Origin of the sequence: Rhodobacter sp. SY28-1, assembly GCF_005222785.1 — a bacterium.
GTDB lineage: Bacteria > Pseudomonadota > Alphaproteobacteria > Rhodobacterales > Rhodobacteraceae > Tabrizicola.
This window is the reverse complement of record NZ_STGH01000001.1, coordinates 394,300-410,285: the sequence shown is the minus strand read 5'-3', so window position 1 is coordinate 410,285 and position 15,986 is coordinate 394,300. Positions and strand designations below refer to the sequence as shown.

At 65.0% G+C, this 15,986-nt stretch carries 18 protein-coding genes; 5 read left to right on the top strand and 13 right to left on the bottom strand.

Features of this window, described 5'->3' with window-relative positions:
- Window position 1: 1 nt before the first annotated feature.
- From E8M84_RS02040 to panB, 6 genes are all read right to left on the bottom strand, one after another.
- Window positions 2-1,930, bottom strand: a complete 1,929-nt coding sequence (locus E8M84_RS02040; protein ID WP_137109505.1) for an ATP-binding protein — start codon at window positions 1,928-1,930, stop codon at window positions 2-4.
- A 66-nt stretch (window positions 1,931-1,996) separates the two neighbouring features.
- The gene (locus E8M84_RS02035; RefSeq protein WP_137109504.1) at window positions 1,997-3,124 is read right to left on the bottom strand and encodes a hypothetical protein; all 1,128 of its coding nucleotides are present in this window, start codon (window positions 3,122-3,124) and stop codon (window positions 1,997-1,999) included.
- Complete coding sequence (locus tag E8M84_RS02030; protein ID WP_137109503.1) at window positions 3,117-3,464, bottom strand: hypothetical protein; 348 nt, start codon at window positions 3,462-3,464, stop codon at window positions 3,117-3,119. The genes E8M84_RS02035 and E8M84_RS02030 overlap by 8 nt, the downstream gene beginning before the upstream one ends.
- The gene (locus tag E8M84_RS02025; protein ID WP_137109502.1) at window positions 3,461-4,531 is read right to left on the bottom strand and encodes a hypothetical protein; all 1,071 of its coding nucleotides are present in this window, start codon (window positions 4,529-4,531) and stop codon (window positions 3,461-3,463) included. Before E8M84_RS02025 ends, E8M84_RS02030 begins: the two co-directional genes overlap by 4 nt.
- A 274-nt stretch (window positions 4,532-4,805) precedes the next feature.
- Entirely contained in the window at window positions 4,806-5,645 is an 840-nt protein-coding gene (gene panC / locus E8M84_RS02020; protein ID WP_137109501.1) for a pantoate--beta-alanine ligase, read from the bottom strand.
- Window positions 5,642-6,478, bottom strand: coding sequence for a 3-methyl-2-oxobutanoate hydroxymethyltransferase (gene panB / locus E8M84_RS02015; protein WP_137109500.1), 837 nt, complete (start codon window positions 6,476-6,478; stop codon window positions 5,642-5,644). The genes panC and panB overlap by 4 nt, the downstream gene beginning before the upstream one ends.
- 155 nt (window positions 6,479-6,633) lie before the next feature.
- Between panB and E8M84_RS02010 the strand changes: the two genes are divergently transcribed.
- A complete protein-coding gene (locus tag E8M84_RS02010; protein WP_137109499.1) occupies window positions 6,634-6,975 on the top strand; it encodes a cupin domain-containing protein in 342 nt (113 codons plus the stop codon).
- Here E8M84_RS02010 and E8M84_RS02005 read toward each other — a convergent pair.
- Window positions 6,972-7,844 carry a L,D-transpeptidase gene (locus E8M84_RS02005; RefSeq protein ID WP_137109498.1) on the bottom strand — a complete coding sequence of 291 codons (873 nt, stop codon included), beginning with the start codon at window positions 7,842-7,844 and terminating at the stop codon, window positions 6,972-6,974. The two genes, E8M84_RS02010 and E8M84_RS02005, sit on opposite strands and share 4 nt — an antisense overlap.
- Before the next feature lie 223 nt (window positions 7,845-8,067).
- Here E8M84_RS02005 and E8M84_RS02000 point away from each other — a divergent pair, with 223 nt between their 5' ends.
- Entirely contained in the window at window positions 8,068-8,322 is a 255-nt protein-coding gene (locus E8M84_RS02000; RefSeq protein WP_137109497.1) for a GlsB/YeaQ/YmgE family stress response membrane protein, read from the top strand.
- 36 nt (window positions 8,323-8,358) lie between these two features.
- On the opposite strand, the gene E8M84_RS01995 is transcribed toward E8M84_RS02000, so the two are convergent.
- Complete coding sequence (locus tag E8M84_RS01995; protein ID WP_137110802.1) at window positions 8,359-9,567, bottom strand: aminopeptidase P family protein; 1,209 nt, start codon at window positions 9,565-9,567, stop codon at window positions 8,359-8,361.
- Between the two features lie 245 nt (window positions 9,568-9,812).
- On the opposite strand from E8M84_RS01995, the gene E8M84_RS01990 reads away from it, so the two are divergent.
- The 3 genes from E8M84_RS01990 to E8M84_RS01980 all read left to right on the top strand — a co-directional run bounded on the left by E8M84_RS01990 (window position 9,813) and on the right by E8M84_RS01980 (window position 11,713).
- Entirely contained in the window at window positions 9,813-10,151 is a 339-nt protein-coding gene (locus E8M84_RS01990; RefSeq protein WP_137109496.1) for a zf-TFIIB domain-containing protein, read from the top strand.
- A 139-nt stretch (window positions 10,152-10,290) separates the two neighbouring features.
- Window positions 10,291-10,641, top strand: a complete 351-nt coding sequence (locus E8M84_RS01985) for a cupin domain-containing protein (protein WP_137109495.1) — start codon at window positions 10,291-10,293, stop codon at window positions 10,639-10,641.
- Between the two features lie 82 nt (window positions 10,642-10,723).
- Window positions 10,724-11,713, top strand: a complete 990-nt coding sequence (locus E8M84_RS01980; RefSeq protein ID WP_137110801.1) for a P1 family peptidase — start codon at window positions 10,724-10,726, stop codon at window positions 11,711-11,713.
- Between the two features lie 143 nt (window positions 11,714-11,856).
- Here E8M84_RS01980 and E8M84_RS01975 read toward each other — a convergent pair whose 3' ends face one another.
- From E8M84_RS01975 to E8M84_RS01955, 5 genes are all read right to left on the bottom strand, one after another.
- Window positions 11,857-12,297: a molybdenum cofactor biosynthesis protein MoaE gene (locus tag E8M84_RS01975; RefSeq protein WP_137109494.1), complete on the bottom strand. Its 441-nt coding sequence runs from the start codon at window positions 12,295-12,297 to the stop codon at window positions 11,857-11,859.
- 1 nt (window position 12,298) lies between these two features.
- Window positions 12,299-12,547, bottom strand: coding sequence for a molybdopterin converting factor subunit 1 (gene moaD / locus E8M84_RS01970; RefSeq protein WP_137109493.1), 249 nt, complete (start codon window positions 12,545-12,547; stop codon window positions 12,299-12,301).
- Window positions 12,544-13,209 carry a CDP-diacylglycerol--glycerol-3-phosphate 3-phosphatidyltransferase gene (pgsA, locus tag E8M84_RS01965; protein WP_137109492.1) on the bottom strand — a complete coding sequence of 222 codons (666 nt, stop codon included), beginning with the start codon at window positions 13,207-13,209 and terminating at the stop codon, window positions 12,544-12,546. The genes moaD and pgsA overlap by 4 nt, the downstream gene beginning before the upstream one ends.
- Window positions 13,210-13,276: 67 nt before the next feature.
- Complete coding sequence (locus tag E8M84_RS01960; RefSeq protein WP_137109491.1) at window positions 13,277-14,572, bottom strand: pitrilysin family protein; 1,296 nt, start codon at window positions 14,570-14,572, stop codon at window positions 13,277-13,279.
- On the bottom strand, window positions 14,569-15,918 hold the full coding sequence (locus E8M84_RS01955; RefSeq protein ID WP_137109490.1) for a pitrilysin family protein: 1,350 nt from the start codon (window positions 15,916-15,918) through the stop codon (window positions 14,569-14,571). The genes E8M84_RS01960 and E8M84_RS01955 overlap by 4 nt, the downstream gene beginning before the upstream one ends.
- Window positions 15,919-15,986 lie beyond the last annotated feature (68 nt).

The following is a 15,986-nucleotide window of genomic DNA, read 5'->3' as shown; positions in this document are numbered from 1 at the left end:
CTTACCCCTTCCCCTCCAGATACCGCCGCTTCGCCTCTTCCGTCCGGCCAAAATCGCGCACCATTGCCTCGATGGCCACCTCGTCCGACTTGTCGGCATAGCGGAATTCGCTGTCGGCGTAGCGGTTGATCTCCTGGATCACCATCTCGACCGTGATCGGAGTCATCAGCCCCCGGATCATCGCCAGCTTCTCGTCATAGGGCTTGAAGAGGAACAGGTCCGGCTCCGCCATCCACTCATCCGGCAGCTCAAAGTCCATCGCCCGGACCTTCACCGCATCGGTGATGTTCTTGATCGCCCGCCCTGTGAACCGCTCATCCGCCTGCTGGATCGCCTTCAGATAGGTCCCGATCTTCGCCAGCGTGTCGAGCTTGCCGATCTCCCCCGACACCCGGTCCCAGACCTTCAAGAGCCCCTCCTCATGCGGCTTCGAATGTCCTTCGAAGCTGGCCGCGACAGCCTTCTTGATCTCCTGCGCCGCGAACAACTCATGCGCGCCCACCGGGATCGCATGGTTCTTCCCCAACAGAAGCGAGAGGATATCAATGTAATCCTCCCGGCTTTGCGGCCCGTCGACCAGAAACCGTGCCCCGGCGCGTTGGCGCAGGGCGTCGTCCACATTCTCCGGGTAGTTACTGAACATCCCGAACGTGCAGTTCCCCCGCACCACCGTCCCCGCCCCCGCGAAGGCCTGCATGAAGACCGCCGTCACCTCCTGCTGGCCAGCAGAGGACTGCCGGTCCCCCCGCTTCCCCGCCACCTGGTCGATGTCGTCAATGGTCCCGAACCCGATGACCGAGGGGTCCAGCACCGCATCAATAAACGCCTTCGCGTTCTGTCCCGACTTGCCCTGATAGCTGTCGATCTGATCGATGCTGAAGTTCTGATACCGGAACGGATACCCCGCCACCTTGCAGTAATCGTTCAGCAATCCCGCCATCATCTGGATCAGCGTCGTCTTCCCCGTCCCCGGTTTCCCATCCCCCATGAAGGTGAAGATGAACCCGCCCAGTTCCGCAAACGGGTTCAGACGGCGTTCAAAATCATAGGCCATCAGCATCTTCGCCAGCCGCAGCGACTGGTACTTGGCGATATGGTTCCCCACCACCTCATGCGGCTTCTTGAACGCCATGGCGATCATGCCACCCTTCGCCGCCTTCGCCGGCTTGAACCCCGAAAGCGTCAGCCCATCCGCCTCCACCTTCCACGACCCGGCGGTAAACACAGACGTCCGCGCCCCATTCTCCGCCCGGATCTGCACCTTCTTCATCAGCGCCTCGGCAAAGGCCGACACCACCGCCACCAGCTTCACATCATCCGTCGCCAGCGCGCCGATGTCCTGATCCAGCTCCCACAACACCCCCTGCAACGCCAGCGGAGCATTGTCGGTCAGCACCTCCTCCACCTCGCCCAGTTCAACGGTCGAAGACCCCACATGCGGCGCAATCAGATAGGCCAGCGCATTGCCAAAGGTGAACAACACCACCAGCGCCTCACCCGCCAGCAACTCGCCAAACTCCGCGCGCTTAGGCTCCGGCACCCGCCCCTCAAGGTTCGCCCGCTTCAGCTCCGCCAGGCCCGACTGAGCCGAAAACGTCTCCCCCATCGCCAGCGCAATCGCCAGGGACCGCCGCAGCGCGTTCAGACAGGCCGCCTGCACCGGCGACACGAGCCCATCCCCCAACCCCTCGATCCGCTCCGCCAGCCGCACCCCGCCCGGCCGCGCCGTCGTCCGCGTCGCCATCCCCGGCACCGTCGACCGGAACGTGGGCCGCGTCCCAACCCCCGGAGACCGCTCCGCCGCCACAGCCACCACCAAAGGCTTCGCCAACCGCGGCGCATGATCGAACCCAAAGACCATCCCCAGTGCCGCCTCATACTGCGCCCGGATCGTCTCTTCCTTCAGCTCCATCGTGTCGCGCGTGCTCATGAAACCCTCATTTTCTGTCTGAAAATATCCCGGGGTCCGGGGCAGCGCCCCGGGGGTGACCCCAAGTCACAACGTCGGAATCAACCGCCCCCCGGCCCCCACGACGAACTTCCGCAGCCCTTGAAGCCCCCGCGGGTTCTGCTCCACCAGAACCTGATAGGGCTTCTCCGGCAAAATGATCATCCGGTCCTGCCGCGTGGCCCCAAGCTCGGCCCCCGCCACCGGGTCCAGCTTGTAGACCTGCCGCCCGACGGTGGAGAACCAGCCGTCCTTCACCGCCTCCTCGCGGTCCGAGACCAGGTCCTCCACCGTCCAGACCAAAGCCCAATCCTCACCCTCCGGCGCCTTCGCGCCCTCCAGCACCTTGGAAATCGGCCCCGATTGAAGGGTGAAACTCGCCGAATACATCGGCCCCAGAATGATCCGCCGCAGCCGCTTCGGATGCAGATCGGCAAAATCCTTGTCGAACCCGGTCGCAATGGTCAGCAGCTTCAGCCCGCCCACCGACTGCGCCATCAGCGCCGCCTGCGCCTGCGGCCAGCGATATGCATCATTCAGGATCGGCCGCTTGCCACTGTCCTCCAGGTCCATCAGATACACCACCGGCAGGTTGGTCTGAGTATCCCAGACCGCCCAGTGCACCAGGAAATGCCGCCGCTCGCCCAGGTCCTCGATCCACTGCGCATCCGGGTCGTTCCGCGCCCAGAACATGCCCCCCGCCGCCAGCGCCTCATAGTAGTACCGCTGCGACAGTGCGAACTGCAGCGCGGTGGGGATCGTCTGGTCGCCCACGATCTGTCGGATCATCCGGTCCTTCAGCTCCGCCTCCGAAGGCATCCCGGCCAGGTGCTTCTCCGCCTGCTGGGCATCGACGGCCATCGTCATCAGCTCCTGTGCGACCGGAAACCCGCTCTCATGCCGGTCGATGGTCAGCTTGGGGGCCGTCTCCCCGCGCCCGGTCATCAGGTACTTGTGGTTCAACGCCCGGAACGTCCCCGCCACCGCCGTCAGATAGCGCCCCAAGACCCGAGCTTCAGTCCGCGTCAGCTTCCCCTCATTCTCCACCTCCGCCGCCACCCGGCCGAGATGCCCGGTGATCCGGTCGAACTTGGCAAAGTAGCGACGGGCGACGAGCGTGTCGTACAGCTCGTGGTGGTCCGAGGTCAGGACGTCTTTGACAGTGGGATCAGGCATGTCGGTCTCGGTTCTCACCGTATTCGTCGATCCAAAATACCCAACGGTAAAGCGGATTGGAGGCGATCAGCGATTTCATTTCCGGTGGGCTGCCCGTGACCCAAATTGGCCAGCGTGGAAGAATGACATGGAAAAAGAACTTGCCCCACATTCGGAGCAACGCGACAGCCGACACGACAAACCCAACAACAAACGATCCAAGAACGAGGTACAGAGCAACGGCCTCAGAACTTGTCGCTGAGTCAGCCTTGGGATGATACATGGTGTTCGCGATTACCAACGGAGCCACACAGGCAGCTCCGATGGCCAGGCTAAGCGCCGACTGCTTCCAGAACCTCATTCCCCATACGCGTTCTTGTCGTGCTTCTCGACAATCGCGGCGAAGCGCCGGGCGAAGCGCTCATCCGCCTTCGCCTTCTGCTCCAGGATCTGCCGGGCGAAGACCATATGCCCCTCGTGCGCTTCCAGCATGTCGGCCATCTTGTCGTTGGTCGCAGCGCCAATCGCCGCCATCGCGGTCTGGGCTTCCTGGTCGGTCTTCACCCCGATCTCGTTGATCCGGTGCGCCACGTCCTGCTGCTGGGCAGTCTTCAAGGACGAAGTCAGCGCGTCATAGAGGACCACCCGCTGCTTGGTGTCCGTCTGCAGCTTGTTGATCAGCACCAGCTGCGTCGCCGCCTGGTTCTGCAAGCTGTCTACCCAGGTCTTGCCCTTCTCGATATAGCGCTCCAGCGTCTGCGACTTCGCCAGCTTCACCTGCTCATCCTGGACCAACGCGTTGTACTGCGCGTTCAGCGTCGCCAGCTCGGTCTCCAGCTTGGTCCGCGCCGCAGCGTCCTGCTCGACCGAGATCTTGTTCTCCAGCTCGATGATCTTCGGGTCGAGGCTCGCCACTTCCTTCCGCACCGCCTCCAGCGCCGCGACGGTCTCTTCCCGCTCCGTCAGCGTCCCCGCCAGGTTCGTCTCGACGCGACCCTTCTGGGTGTTCAGAAGGTCAAGCTGCCCTTGCAACAGCTTCACGATCACGTCCGACTTGGAAATCAGGTCCTGCAGCTTGTCGTCTATGGTGGCCGCGCGCATCCGTTCCTGCCGCATCGACTCGGCCTTGGCAGACGAGAAGATGCCGATGAACGACTCCATCCCGGTCTTCGTCCGCATCTCGTTGAATTCGGCCGAGAATCCCGCGGTCACATCATCCAGCCCCATGATCAGCTCGGCGATGTTCGCGTTCATCAGATCGGTGTGCTTCGACACATCCTCAAGCGTCGCATTCTCCACGTCCAGCTGCACGCCCTGGTCCAGCTTCGACCGCGCCGCCTCGATCCGGCTGGTGATCGCCGAAATCTTCGCCTGCGCCTCGGCGACCTGAGCCTGGCTTTCCTTGATCTGCGTCTCGAAATCGGCCATCCGACCCTCCGTTGAACCACGTTTGCATCACATAGTGATGTAACAGCGAATTACATCATCCCGGCCCCGATTAATCGGACACCGCCGAACGCCCCAAGTCTTGCAACAACTCGCGTTCCCCGCCAAGCGCGGAATCCCGCCCCGCTGCATTTGCCCTTGGCCAAATACTCTCAGGGGGTTTGGGGGCAGAATGCCCCCATCGACCGAGGAGGAGGCGCAGCCCGACGACGAGACAAAAGGCTCGCGCGCCAGCGCTCCGCCAGATACCCGACCGTCACACCGGGATGTTGTCGATCAGCCGGACCCCGTCGATCCAGGCCGCCGCCAGCATCCGCCGTGGCCGCCGCGGATCGTCGGACGGCATCAGCGTCTCGGCATCGCGCAGCTCGATATATTCCACCCGCTCGAACCCCGCTTCGCGCATCGTCTCCGCCGCTTCGCGGATCGCCATCCGGTCGGCATGGCCCGCCCGGATGTCCTCCGCCGCCCGGGTAATCGCCGCGTACAGGACCGGAGCCTTCGCCCGCCCTTCTGCCGTCAGCCGCACGTTGCGCGACGACATCGCCAGCCCGTCCGCCTCGCGGATCGTCTCGCAACCCACCACCTCGACCGGCACGTTCAGGTCGCGCACCAGCCGCAAGACCACCTGCAACTGCTGCCAGTCCTTCTGGCCGAAATACCCCTTGTCGGCCAAGGACATGCCAAAAAGCTTGGTCACCACCGTCGCCACGCCGTCGAAATGCCCCGGCCGCATGTAGCCTTCCAGCGGCTGCGCGACGCCCTGCATCGTGACGTTGGTGATGAAGCCCTCGGGATAGACCTCCTCGACCGGGGGCGCAAAGATCGCGTCCACCGGGACCGTGCCCAGCAACTCGGCGTCGGCCTCCAAAGTCCGGGGGTATTTCTTCAGATCTTCGGGGTTGTTGAACTGCTTGGGGTTCACGAAGATCGTCGTGATCACCCGGTCACACTCCGCCCGCGCCCGGCGCGCCAGCGACAGGTGGCCGTCATGCAGCGCGCCCATGGTGGGGACTACGCCGATCACCTCGCCCTTCGCCCGCCAGCCCCGCGCCAGCGCGCGCAGGTCCGCCACCGTCCGGATGATCGGGATCATTTCTTCTCCTTGGCGGGCAGCACATCGGGGAACGAATGCTCCGCCGCCGGGAAGGCGCGCGACCGCACCTCGGCCGCATAGGCCGCAATCGCCTCATCCGCCACTTGCCCGAGCTCCGCATAGCGCTTCACGAACTTCGGCCGGAAGTCGGTGAACAGCCCCAGCATGTCATCCACCACCAGCACCTGCCCGTCGCAATTGATCCCGGCCCCGATGCCGATAGTCGGGATCGACAAGGCCGCCGTGATCCGCCCCGCCAGCCCCTCCGGCACCTTCTCCAGCACGATGGAAAACGCCCCCGCCGCCTCGGTTGCCTTGGCATCCGCCATCACCGTCTCGGCCTCCTCGGCCCGGCCCACCACCTTGTAGCCGCCCAAGGTGTTCACCGACTGCGGCGTGAGGCCGACATGCGCCATCACCGGCACACCCCGCTGGGTCAGGAACGCAATCGTCTCGGCCATGTGCTGCCCGCCTTCCAGCTTCACCGCCGGAGCCCCCGTCTCAGCCATCAGCCGCGAGGCATTGCGGAACGCGTGCTGCGGGCCTTCCTCATAGGACCCGAAGGGCATGTCGATCACCGGCATCGCCTTCTGCGCACCCCGAACCACAGCCCGCCCGTGCAGGATCATCATCTCTATCGTCACGCCCAGCGTGGACGGCAACCCGTGGATCACCATGCCCACCGAATCCCCGACCAGCACGATGTCGCAATGCGCGTCGACCAGCCGGGCCACAGGAGTGGAATAGGCCGTCAGCACCACCAGCGGCGTGCCACCCTTGCGGGCGCGGATGTCGGGGGGAAGCACAGGCCGGACTGGGGACGTGGCGCTCATCGCAAGGCCTCCGCTTTCACATTCTGCCCGCCATATGGGCACAAGCGAAACGCCGCCGCAACAAATTTGCGCCGCAGCGCAGCACCGCCGACCGCAGCGTCACAGGGTTGACCGCACCCCACCGCCCATCGTGAATACCGGGAAAGGAGACACCCATGCCCCTGATCCAGCGCGTCAGCCGCGACGGCACCGCCCCCGACATCACCCGCCCCGATCCCGCCAAGCTGATTTCGGGCGATCCGGTGCACAGCACCTGGAACCTCGAAGAAAGCGACGGGCTATACGCCGGGCTCTGGCAATCGACCCCCGGCAAGTGGCGCGTCAGCTATTCCGAATGGGAGTATTTCCGCATCCTGTCCGGCTATTCGATCCTGACCGGCACGGATGGCAGCGTCACCCAGCTGCACCCGGGCGACAGCCTGATTATCCGCCCGGGGTTCGAAGGAACATGGGAGGTCGTGCAGACCACCCTGAAGGATTACGTCATCCGCGTTTAGCCAGCGGTGCCGACACTGACAGCTTGCGTCGGCAGGCACTCGGCATCCGGGATGCCGCGACGGGCGCAGGCAGCCAGACGCTTCTTCTCGGCCTTCTCGGCAGCCGCCTTGTCGCGTGCCTCCTGCTTGGCCAGCATTTCTGCCTGCTTTGCCTTCTTCGCCTCGTTCTCCGGCGTTGCCGGGACCATGTGGCCATAGGCGTTCAGCATCTGCGGCCCTTCGATGGCCAGGCTTTCCGCCTCGGTCCGGACCTTCACCCGGGTCCCGTTCGGCACCCGATTGTAAAGGTCGATGGCGTCCTGGTTGAACAGGCGGATGCAGCCCGCGCTCGTCGCGTGACCCACCGAGGCCGCGTCCGAGGTGCCGTGGATCCGGAACATCGTATCCCGCCCGCCGCGATACAGATACAGCGCCCGCGCGCCCAAGGGGTTCTGCAGCCCCCCCGGCAGCCCGCCGGCATAGGCCGCATAAAGGTCGGGCCGGGTGCGGATCATGTTCGCGGTTGGCTGCCACGACGGCCATTCCGCCTTGCGCCCGATCACGCCACTGCCCCGGAACGCAAGTCCCTCGCGCCCGACCGCGATGGGATAGCGGGTCGCCGTTCCACCCTCGCCCACCAGGTAAAGCTTCCGCGCGAAGGTATCGACCACGACGGTCCCCGGCGCCTCTGGTCCCGAATAGGACACTTCGGTCCGGATGTTGCCATCCTGCAGGTACTTCGCGGGCACGGGTTCGATGAAGAACTCCGCGTCCTGAACACCTTCATACCCCGGCACAGCCTCGGGAGCTTTCTGTTTCGCAGTGCCCGCGCAGGCGGCAAGCAACGGAAGGGCGAGGATCGCGAAGATCCGGGCAAGGGAATGGGACACTTTGGCAGACTCATGTAAGGGCAGCTATCCCACTTGCGCCATGGCCATGCCGATGCGTCAAGTCCAAAAATGCAAGCTTTTCCGAATCTTCCCGGTCGAAGCTGGTCTGGACGGCGATTCCTGTTCGATTCTGCGCAATCGGCCCCGGCATCAGGGAACCCGGCGGATTTCCGCGCGTTGTGGTATACCGCTCAAATCAGAAGCGGCAGCAAAGGGGACCACCATGGCCATCGAAGCACTCATCATCACGCTCATCATCGGCGCCGTCGCGGGCTGGCTCGCAGGCCTGATCGTCAAGGGTTACGGCTTCGGCCTCATCGGCAACATCGTCGTCGGCATCGTCGGCGCCTTCATCGCGGGCCTCCTGTTGCCCTACGCCGGCATCAGCCTTGGCGGCGGCATCGCTGGCGCGATCATCTCCGCCACCCTCGGCGCCGTGATCCTGCTGCTCCTCATCCGCGTCATCAAGCGCGCCTGAACGGAAAGGGCCGGGGTCTGACCCCGGCCCAAAGCCTTATCCCACCACGTTGAACGCAGGCCCATAGGGGTAATGCGTGATATCCTCGGGCTCGTCCTCGGTCACGACGAAGATGTCGTGCTCACGATACCCGCCCGCCCCCGGCATCCCCTCGGGGATCGTCAGCATCGGCTCCATGCTGATCACCATCCCCGGCTCCAGCACCGTGTCGATGTCCTCGCGCAGCTCCAGCGCCGCCTCGCGGCCATAGTAGTGCGACAGCACCCCGAACGAGTGCCCATAGCCGAAGGTCCGGTATTGCAGCATCTGCCGTTCAGCCAGGAACTCGTTGATCTTCATGGTGATCTCGGCGCAGGACGCACCCGGCTTCAGCAGCTTCATCCCGAATTCGTGGCTGTCGATGTTGGTCTGCCAGACCTTCATGCTGGCATCATCCACCTCGCCCACGAACAGCGTCCGCTCCAGCGCCGTGTAATAGCCGCTTATCATCGGAAAGCAGTTCAGCGACAGGATATCCCCATGCTTCAGCTTCCGGTTCGTGACCGGGTTATGCGCCCCGTCCGTGTTGATCCCCGACTGGAACCAGACCCAGGTGTCGCGGTATTCCGCATCCGGGAACCGCTTGGCGATCTCGCGCTCCATCGCGTCACGACCCGCAATGGAAACCTCAAGCTCCGTCGCCCCGACCTTGATCGCATCGCGGATCGCATAGCCGCCCACGTCGGCGACGTTCGCCCCGTGCTTGATCAGCGCGATCTCGGCCGGAGATTTCATCATCCGCTGGTGCATCGTCGCCGGGGCAATATCCATGCCCCGCTTCGGCTTCAGGAAAGTGTTGAACTTCTCGGCCCGCTCCATCGTCAGATGGTCGGCCTCGCAGCCCACCGCCTTGCCGGTGCCCACCACCGACACCACCGCCCGCCAGAAGTTGTCGCGGGTCCAGTCGGTGTAGGTGATGTTGTCCTCGATCGACCGCCGCCACGGCTGGCCCGCGTCAATGCCTGCAGAAATGGTCACGCACTGGGTCTTGGTCACCACGCAGGCATAGGGCCGCCCGAACGAGCAGTAGAGGAACCCCGAATAATACGCCACGTTGTGCATGCTGGTCAGGACGACCGCGTCCAGCTCGTGCATCTCCATGATCTCGCGCAGGCCTTCCAGCCGGTCATGGTATTCCTGATCGGCGAAGGGCAGCGTGTCCTTCTTGCCGCCATTGTGAAAGCGGTACATCTCGGGACGGTTCAACGACATTTCCAGACCTCATGTGCAGGGGTCCGGGACAGGCCGCAGGAACCCCGAAAGGTCCCGGCGTACAGGACGGAAGCAGCATCAACTGCAAGCGTCGGGGCGGAAAACCCCTGCGGCGACGCCATCGCCACGGCTCCCCCCTTCCATGCGCCCTCGCGGCATTTCGCGCAAGAGCGTTTCCGACCCTTGCGAGGCGCAATTGCGACCCCATCTAACGCCCTGACACAGGAATGGAGAAAGTCATGCGCTGCCCGGTAGACAACGAGGTTCTGGTGATGGCCGACCGTGGCGGGGTCGAGATCGACTACTGCCCGAAATGCCGCGGCGTCTGGCTTGACCGGGGCGAGTTGGACAAGATCATCGAACGCTCCCTCGGCGGCCCCGCTGCCGCCCCGGCCCCCACGCCGCAAGCCGCCACGCAGCACCACGCCGCCCCCACCGCAGCCCCGGTCTACCAGCCCGAGCCCCGCTACCGCGATGACGACCGTCGGCGGCACAAGGACTATGACGACGACGATTACAAGTACGGCTACAAGAAGAAGCGCAAGGAAAGCTTCCTGAGCGACATCTTCGACTTCTGACGAAACGCACCCCAGAATTGCTCCTCGGCTCCGCCGTTGCTTGTCGCTGCCTCTCGCGACGAGAAGCCGGAGGCGGACGAGGAGCCGCCATTTACGCGCCCCAGCCACCCGCCTATCCTGCCCCAAGCAGGAGGCCGCGATGACCCCGATCAACCTCGCCGAGAAACTCTCCACTTTCACCGCCCACTGGTCGCCCCGGATCGTGGGCAGTTTCAACGGCCATGACCTGATGGTCGTGAAGGTGCTGGGAGAGTTCGTCTGGCACGATCACCCGGACACCGACGATTTCTTCCTGGTCCTCAGTGGAGAGCTGACCATTGACCTTCCCGACGGCGCGGTCACCCTGAAACCGGGAGAGGTCTTCGTCGTCCCCAAAGGCATGCAGCACCGCCCCCGTGCGACGGTCGAAACCCACCTCCTCCTGATCGAACCGGCAGGCACCCCCAACACCGGCGACCCCGCCACCGCCGCGACGAAGGTCCACATCTGATGCGCCCTGCCGCGCCCCTCGCCAAATTCCTTCGAAGGAATTTGCAAAACCCTTCGAAGGGTTTTGGCCCGGAGCCCCAATGATGCGCCCTGGCCCCCGCAATCTCATCACCGACGTCCCCGGCCTCCGGGTCGGCAACGCTGACGACGCCCGGCTGAAATCCGGCGTCACTGTCCTGACCGCCGACCAGCCCTTCGTGGCGAGCGTCCACGTCATGGGCGGCTCGCCCGGTACCCGGGAAACCGACCTCCTCGCCCCCGACCGCATGGTGCAGGACATCGACGCCATCTTCCTCGCAGGAGGTTCCGCCTTCGGCCTCGACGCAGGCCAAGGCGTGATGCAAGCCCTGCGCGAGGCCGGGCGTGGCTTTGCCGTCGGCGCCGTCCGCGTCCCCATCGTCCCCGGCGCCATCGTCTTTGACCTGCTCAATGGCGGCGACAAGGACTGGACCCAATCCCCTTACCCAATACTCGGCCGCCGCGCCTTCGACACAGCGTCGCAAGACTTCGCCCTCGGCAGCGCAGGCGCCGGATATGGAGCGATGACCGGCACCCTGAAAGGCGGCCTCGGTTCTGCCTCCTGCGTCCTGCCTTCCGGTCTAACCGTCGGCGCCCTCGTCGTCGTCAACGCCCTCGGACAGGCCACTGTGGGTGAGACCCCCCACTTCTGGGCCGCCCCATGGGAGGAAGGCACCGAATTCGGCGGCCTCGGCCCCGCGCCGATGGTCCCGCAGGACGCCCCTCTCCCCCGCAAACGGCTGGGCGAGGCCACGACCATCGCCATCGTCGCCACCGACGCCACGCTGACCAAGGCACAAGCCCAACGGATGGCTGTCGCCGCCCATGACGGCATGGCCCGCGCCCTCGTCCCCTCGCACACGCCCCTGGACGGGGACCTCGTGTTCAGCGTCGCGACTGGTGGCAAGCCCCTCGCCGACCCCCTGACCGACGCCTTCCAGCTCGGCCACGCCGCCGCCACCTGCCTCGCCCGCGCCATCGCCCGGGCAGTCTATCTGGCTCGATCCGAACCCCTGGACCTGCAACCGACCTGGCAGTCCCGCTTCAGTCGGTGAAGCGCCGACCGCGGCCCCAAGTGTCCCCTCTCCCCTTGGGGGAGAGGGTCAGGGTGAGGGGCCGCCCACGGTTAACACCTGCTGAACGGCCACAAGCAAAGCCCTGATTTCATTGACGCAAGACGATCCGCCCAGCGTGGACACTACCACCGCTTCAATGCATCCTCGTCAGCATCCTTCGCCGCCACCCAGGCCTCACCCCCGGCCGAAAGCTCCTTCTTCCAGAACGGAGCCCGGCTTTTCAGGTAGTCCATCAGATACTCCGCCGCCGCGAAAGCATCCCCCCGATGCGGCGCCGCCGTGGCGACCATCATGATCGCCTCGCCCGGGGCCAGCTTCCCATACCGATGGATCACCAGCACGTCAGCCAGGGCCCAGCGCCGCACCGCCTCTCCGGCTATCCCGGCAATCGCCTTCTCGGTCATGCCCGGATAATGCTCGATCTCCATCCCGGACAGCGCCCCGCCCTCGTCCCGCACCAGACCGGTAAAGCTGACGACCGCCCCCACCCCCCGAACCGCCGCCGTGAAAGCCGACACCTCGGCCCCCAGATCGAAAGCCTCGGACTGAACCGCGACCCGCATCTCAGCCGCCCGTCATCGGCGGGAAGAACGCCACCTCACGCACCCCGGCCAAAGGCGCATCGAACGAGGCCAGTTCCTGATCCAGCGCCACCCGCAGCGAGGTCAGGTCCGCAAACGCCGCCTCGTACCGCTGTTCCCGCCCGCGCAACTCCTGCACCAGATCGGCAACCGTCGCAGCCGAAGTCTCGACCCGCTCCCGCGGAAGCCCGATCCGTTCCCGGACCCAGGCGAAATACAGCACGTCGATCACTTGTCTTCCCGCAAGAAGGGCAGCGACTTCACGAAGTACTCCCAGCCGGTCACCACCGTCAGGAAGGCCGCAACCCACAGAAGCCAGATGCCCACCAGGTTCGCATAGGACGCGCAATCCCGGTTGCCACAGGTGCGGATCGCCTCGGCCTCACCCGCGGCGACGGCGGCCTGGTGCTGCTCGGGCGTCATGCCCTCCAGCGCCAGGACGTTCAGGTAATCAAGCCCGGTCCCCAGGAACAGGACGGCAATCGCGATCATCTGCGCGGTGGTCTTCCACTTGGCCAGCTTCGTGACCTTCAGAAGCCCGCTTTTCGCACCCAGATACTCGCGCAGGCCGCCGACGAAGACTTCGCGGAAAATGATCAGCGTCGCGGGCAGGATCAGCCAGGGGTTCATCCCGTTGTAGCCGGTGATGACCATGATTGCGATCACCACCATCGCCTTGTCGGCGATCGGGTCCATCATCGCACCGAACTTGGACTCCTGCTTCCAGAGCCGCGCCAGATAGCCGTCAAACCAATCGGTCAAAGCTGCACCGACGAACAGCGCCAGAGCCAGCCAATCCGCCCAGGGCCGGTGGAAATACAGGAACAAGATCGCCACACCCGGAGCAGCAAGCAGCCGAAGCACGGTCAGCGAATTGGGGATCGTCCAGCGCATGACAAATTCGTAGACGAAGGGTCCGACCGGCGAAAGGGGCTTCTTGTCCAATGCGCCTTACACGGTGTCACAGCCCTTCGGGCTGACCCACCACCACGAACTGCAGGTCATCGGGCTTGAACAGCCGGGCCGCGACGCGCTTGATGTCCTCCATGGTCACCGCTTCGACCTTGGCGTTCCGGGTCGTCACATAGTCGCGCGGCATCCCGTCCATCTGCATGCCGACCAGAATGCTGGCGATCGGGCCGTTGCCATCGAACCGCAACGGGTAGGACCCGGTGAGATAGGTCTTGGTCGTCTCCAGCTCTTCCGGCGTCACGCCCTCGGTGACGATCCGGCCCCATTCCTCGCGCACCACCTGGATCGCCTCGGCCACCTTGTCGTTCGACGCGGCGAACTGGCCCAAAAGCATGTCGGCATGATCCATGTTCACGAGATACGTCCCGATCCCATAGGTCAGTCCGCGCTTTTCCCGCACCTCGGACATCAGCCGCGCCGTGAACCGTCCACCACCCAGAACCTCGTTCAGCACGAAGGCCGGGAAGAAATCCGGATCATCGCGCGGGATGCCCTTCTGGCCGAAGAACACCGTGGACTGCGGGGTCGGGAAGTCGACCACCGTGACCCCCGCAGGCAGCAACCAGGGCGCATCCTGGGGCAGCGGAGCCCCCGTCGCCGGCAGGTTGCCCAGCAGCCGGTCCAGAAGCACACCCAGCTCCTCTGCCGTGATGTCCCCACTGGCCGCGACATAGATCCGATCCCGCGCCAGCGCCCCCTTGTGCGCAGCCAGGATGTCGTCCCGCGTCAGGGCCGTCACCGTCTCGATCGTCCCGTCGCCGGTCGTGGCATAGGGGTGGTCGCCAAAGGCCAGCTGGTCGAACCGTTCCGACGCTATGGCCCCCGGGTCCTTCTCGTTCGACCGCAGGTTCGACAACACCTGCTCGCGCACCCGGTCCACCGCGTCCTGGTCAAAGCGCGGATTGATCAGCGCCTCGCGCAGAAGGTCGACAACCTGGTCGCGGTTCTCGGTCAGGAACTTCACCGAGACGCCTACCGAATCCGACCCGGAATCAAAGCTGATGTCCGCCGCCAGCGCCTCACGCGCTTCGGCGAAGGCGCGGCTGTCCATCTCGCCCGCGCCTTCCTCCAGCGTCGCGGTCATCAGGTTGACCGCCCCGCGTTTGGCCGGAGCATCGAGCGAGGTGCCGCCCTTGAACTGGATCTCCAATGCCGCGAAGGGGATGTTGTGATCCTCGACCAGCCAGGCGGTGATCCCGCCGGGCGAGGTCACTTCCTTGATCTCGATCTCGGCCCTGGCCGGAACCGCCAACAGGAACAGGGCGACGAATACGGCGCGGATCATTCCGTGGTCTCCCCTTCGGCGGCCGGCTTGGTCAGCCAGCCCGTCACCGCGTTCTTCCGGTCCAGCACCATGCGGGCGGCCTCCATCACGTCGGCCTCGGTCACCGCCGACAGCGCTTCGTCCCAGCCGTCGATATCCGCGACGGTCAGACCGACGCTCAACCCCTTGCCATAGCTGTTGGCCAGGTTCTCGACGCTGTCGCGCGCATAGATCTCGCCCGCCCGGACCTGGGTCCGGATCCGCTCCAGCGCGGCCGGATCGGGGCCTTCCTTCAGGAATGCCTCCAATGCGCGGTCCAGATCGCCCTCGATGGTCTCAAGACTGACGTCCGGCGCCGGCACGACCGCGATCCCGAAGGTGCCGTCGTCGATGCTGGTCCCGTCGTAGAAGGCCGAGCTATAGACCGCCACCTGACGGTCAAACTGCAACTCCCGCGCCAGAAACGACGTCTGGCCATTGCCACCCAGAAGCTCGGCCAGCACGGTCAGCGCCGCCGCCGTCTTCTGGTCGCCCGGATCACGTTCCGGCGCCAGGTAGGTGCGGAAGACGTAAGGCTCCGACACCCGCTCATCCGCCAAGACGATCCGGCGTTCGGCCAGTTGCGGCGGCTCCTGCGGCCGCTCACGCGGGACGATCCCCTCGGACGGCTCTAGCGGACCGTAATGCTTTTCCGCCAGCGCCCTGACCGCCTCCGGCTCCACGTCGCCCGCGATCACCAAAGTCGCGTTGTTCGGGGCATAGAACCGTTCATAGTAGGACAGCGCATCCTCGCGGCTCAACTGCTCCATCTCGTGGCGCCAGCCGATCACCGGGATCGCGTAGGGATGGTTCATGTACTGCGCCGCCCGCATCTGCTCGATCAGCAAGGAACTCGGGTCGCTGTCGGTGCGCTGGCTGCGTTCCTCCAGGATCACCTGGCGTTCGGTTGCCACATCGTCCTCGGTCAGCCGCAGGTTCCGCATCCGGTCGGCTTCCATCTCCATCACCAGATCCAGCCTGTCGGCGGCGATCCGCTGGAAATAGGCGGTGTAGTCCCAGGACGTAAAGGCGTTGTCATCGCCGCCCTGCGCCTCGACGATGCCAGAGAAAGCATTGGGCGCGACCTTCTCGGTCCCCTTGAACATCAGGTGTTCCAGGAAATGCGCGATGCCGGAATGACCAGGGGGCTCATCCGCCGCGCCCACCCGGTACCAGATCATCTGCACCACGACCGGGGCTCGGTGATCCTCGATCACCACGACATTCAGCCCGTTGTCCAGGGTGAAGGTGGTGACCGGCTCGTCTGCGGCGGCGGGCAGCGTCAGGGACAGCGCAACCACAGCGCCAGCGCCAAGTCGTCCGAGCATCGGCTTCTCCAGATCAGGTTTTCAGGGAAACTGCGGCGCAGCATCCGGACAATCAAGTCCGGTCGGGC

Excerpts from the sequence above, each read along its gene's own strand:
- E8M84_RS02040 (WP_137109505.1), bottom strand. The coding sequence starts at position 1,930 with ATGAGCACGCGCGACACGATGGAGCTGAAGGAAGAGACGATCCGGGCG.
- E8M84_RS02035 (WP_137109504.1), bottom strand. The coding sequence starts at position 3,124 with ATGCCTGATCCCACTGTCAAAGACGTCCTGACCTCGGACCACCACGAG.
- E8M84_RS02030 (WP_137109503.1), bottom strand. The coding sequence starts at position 3,464 with ATGAGGTTCTGGAAGCAGTCGGCGCTTAGCCTGGCCATCGGAGCTGCC.
- E8M84_RS02025 (WP_137109502.1), bottom strand. The coding sequence starts at position 4,531 with ATGGCCGATTTCGAGACGCAGATCAAGGAAAGCCAGGCTCAGGTCGCC.
- panC (WP_137109501.1), bottom strand. The coding sequence starts at position 5,645 with ATGATCCCGATCATCCGGACGGTGGCGGACCTGCGCGCGCTGGCGCGG.
- panB (WP_137109500.1), bottom strand. The coding sequence starts at position 6,478 with ATGAGCGCCACGTCCCCAGTCCGGCCTGTGCTTCCCCCCGACATCCGC.
- E8M84_RS02010 (WP_137109499.1), top strand. The coding sequence starts at position 6,634 with ATGCCCCTGATCCAGCGCGTCAGCCGCGACGGCACCGCCCCCGACATC.
- E8M84_RS02000 (WP_137109497.1), top strand. The coding sequence starts at position 8,068 with ATGGCCATCGAAGCACTCATCATCACGCTCATCATCGGCGCCGTCGCG.
- E8M84_RS01990 (WP_137109496.1), top strand. The coding sequence starts at position 9,813 with ATGCGCTGCCCGGTAGACAACGAGGTTCTGGTGATGGCCGACCGTGGC.
- E8M84_RS01985 (WP_137109495.1), top strand. The coding sequence starts at position 10,291 with ATGACCCCGATCAACCTCGCCGAGAAACTCTCCACTTTCACCGCCCAC.
- E8M84_RS01980 (WP_137110801.1), top strand. The coding sequence starts at position 10,724 with ATGCGCCCTGGCCCCCGCAATCTCATCACCGACGTCCCCGGCCTCCGG.
- E8M84_RS01975 (WP_137109494.1), bottom strand. The coding sequence starts at position 12,297 with ATGCGGGTCGCGGTTCAGTCCGAGGCTTTCGATCTGGGGGCCGAGGTG.
- pgsA (WP_137109492.1), bottom strand. The coding sequence starts at position 13,209 with ATGCGCTGGACGATCCCCAATTCGCTGACCGTGCTTCGGCTGCTTGCT.
- E8M84_RS01960 (WP_137109491.1), bottom strand. The coding sequence starts at position 14,572 with ATGATCCGCGCCGTATTCGTCGCCCTGTTCCTGTTGGCGGTTCCGGCC.
- E8M84_RS01955 (WP_137109490.1), bottom strand. The coding sequence starts at position 15,918 with ATGCTCGGACGACTTGGCGCTGGCGCTGTGGTTGCGCTGTCCCTGACG.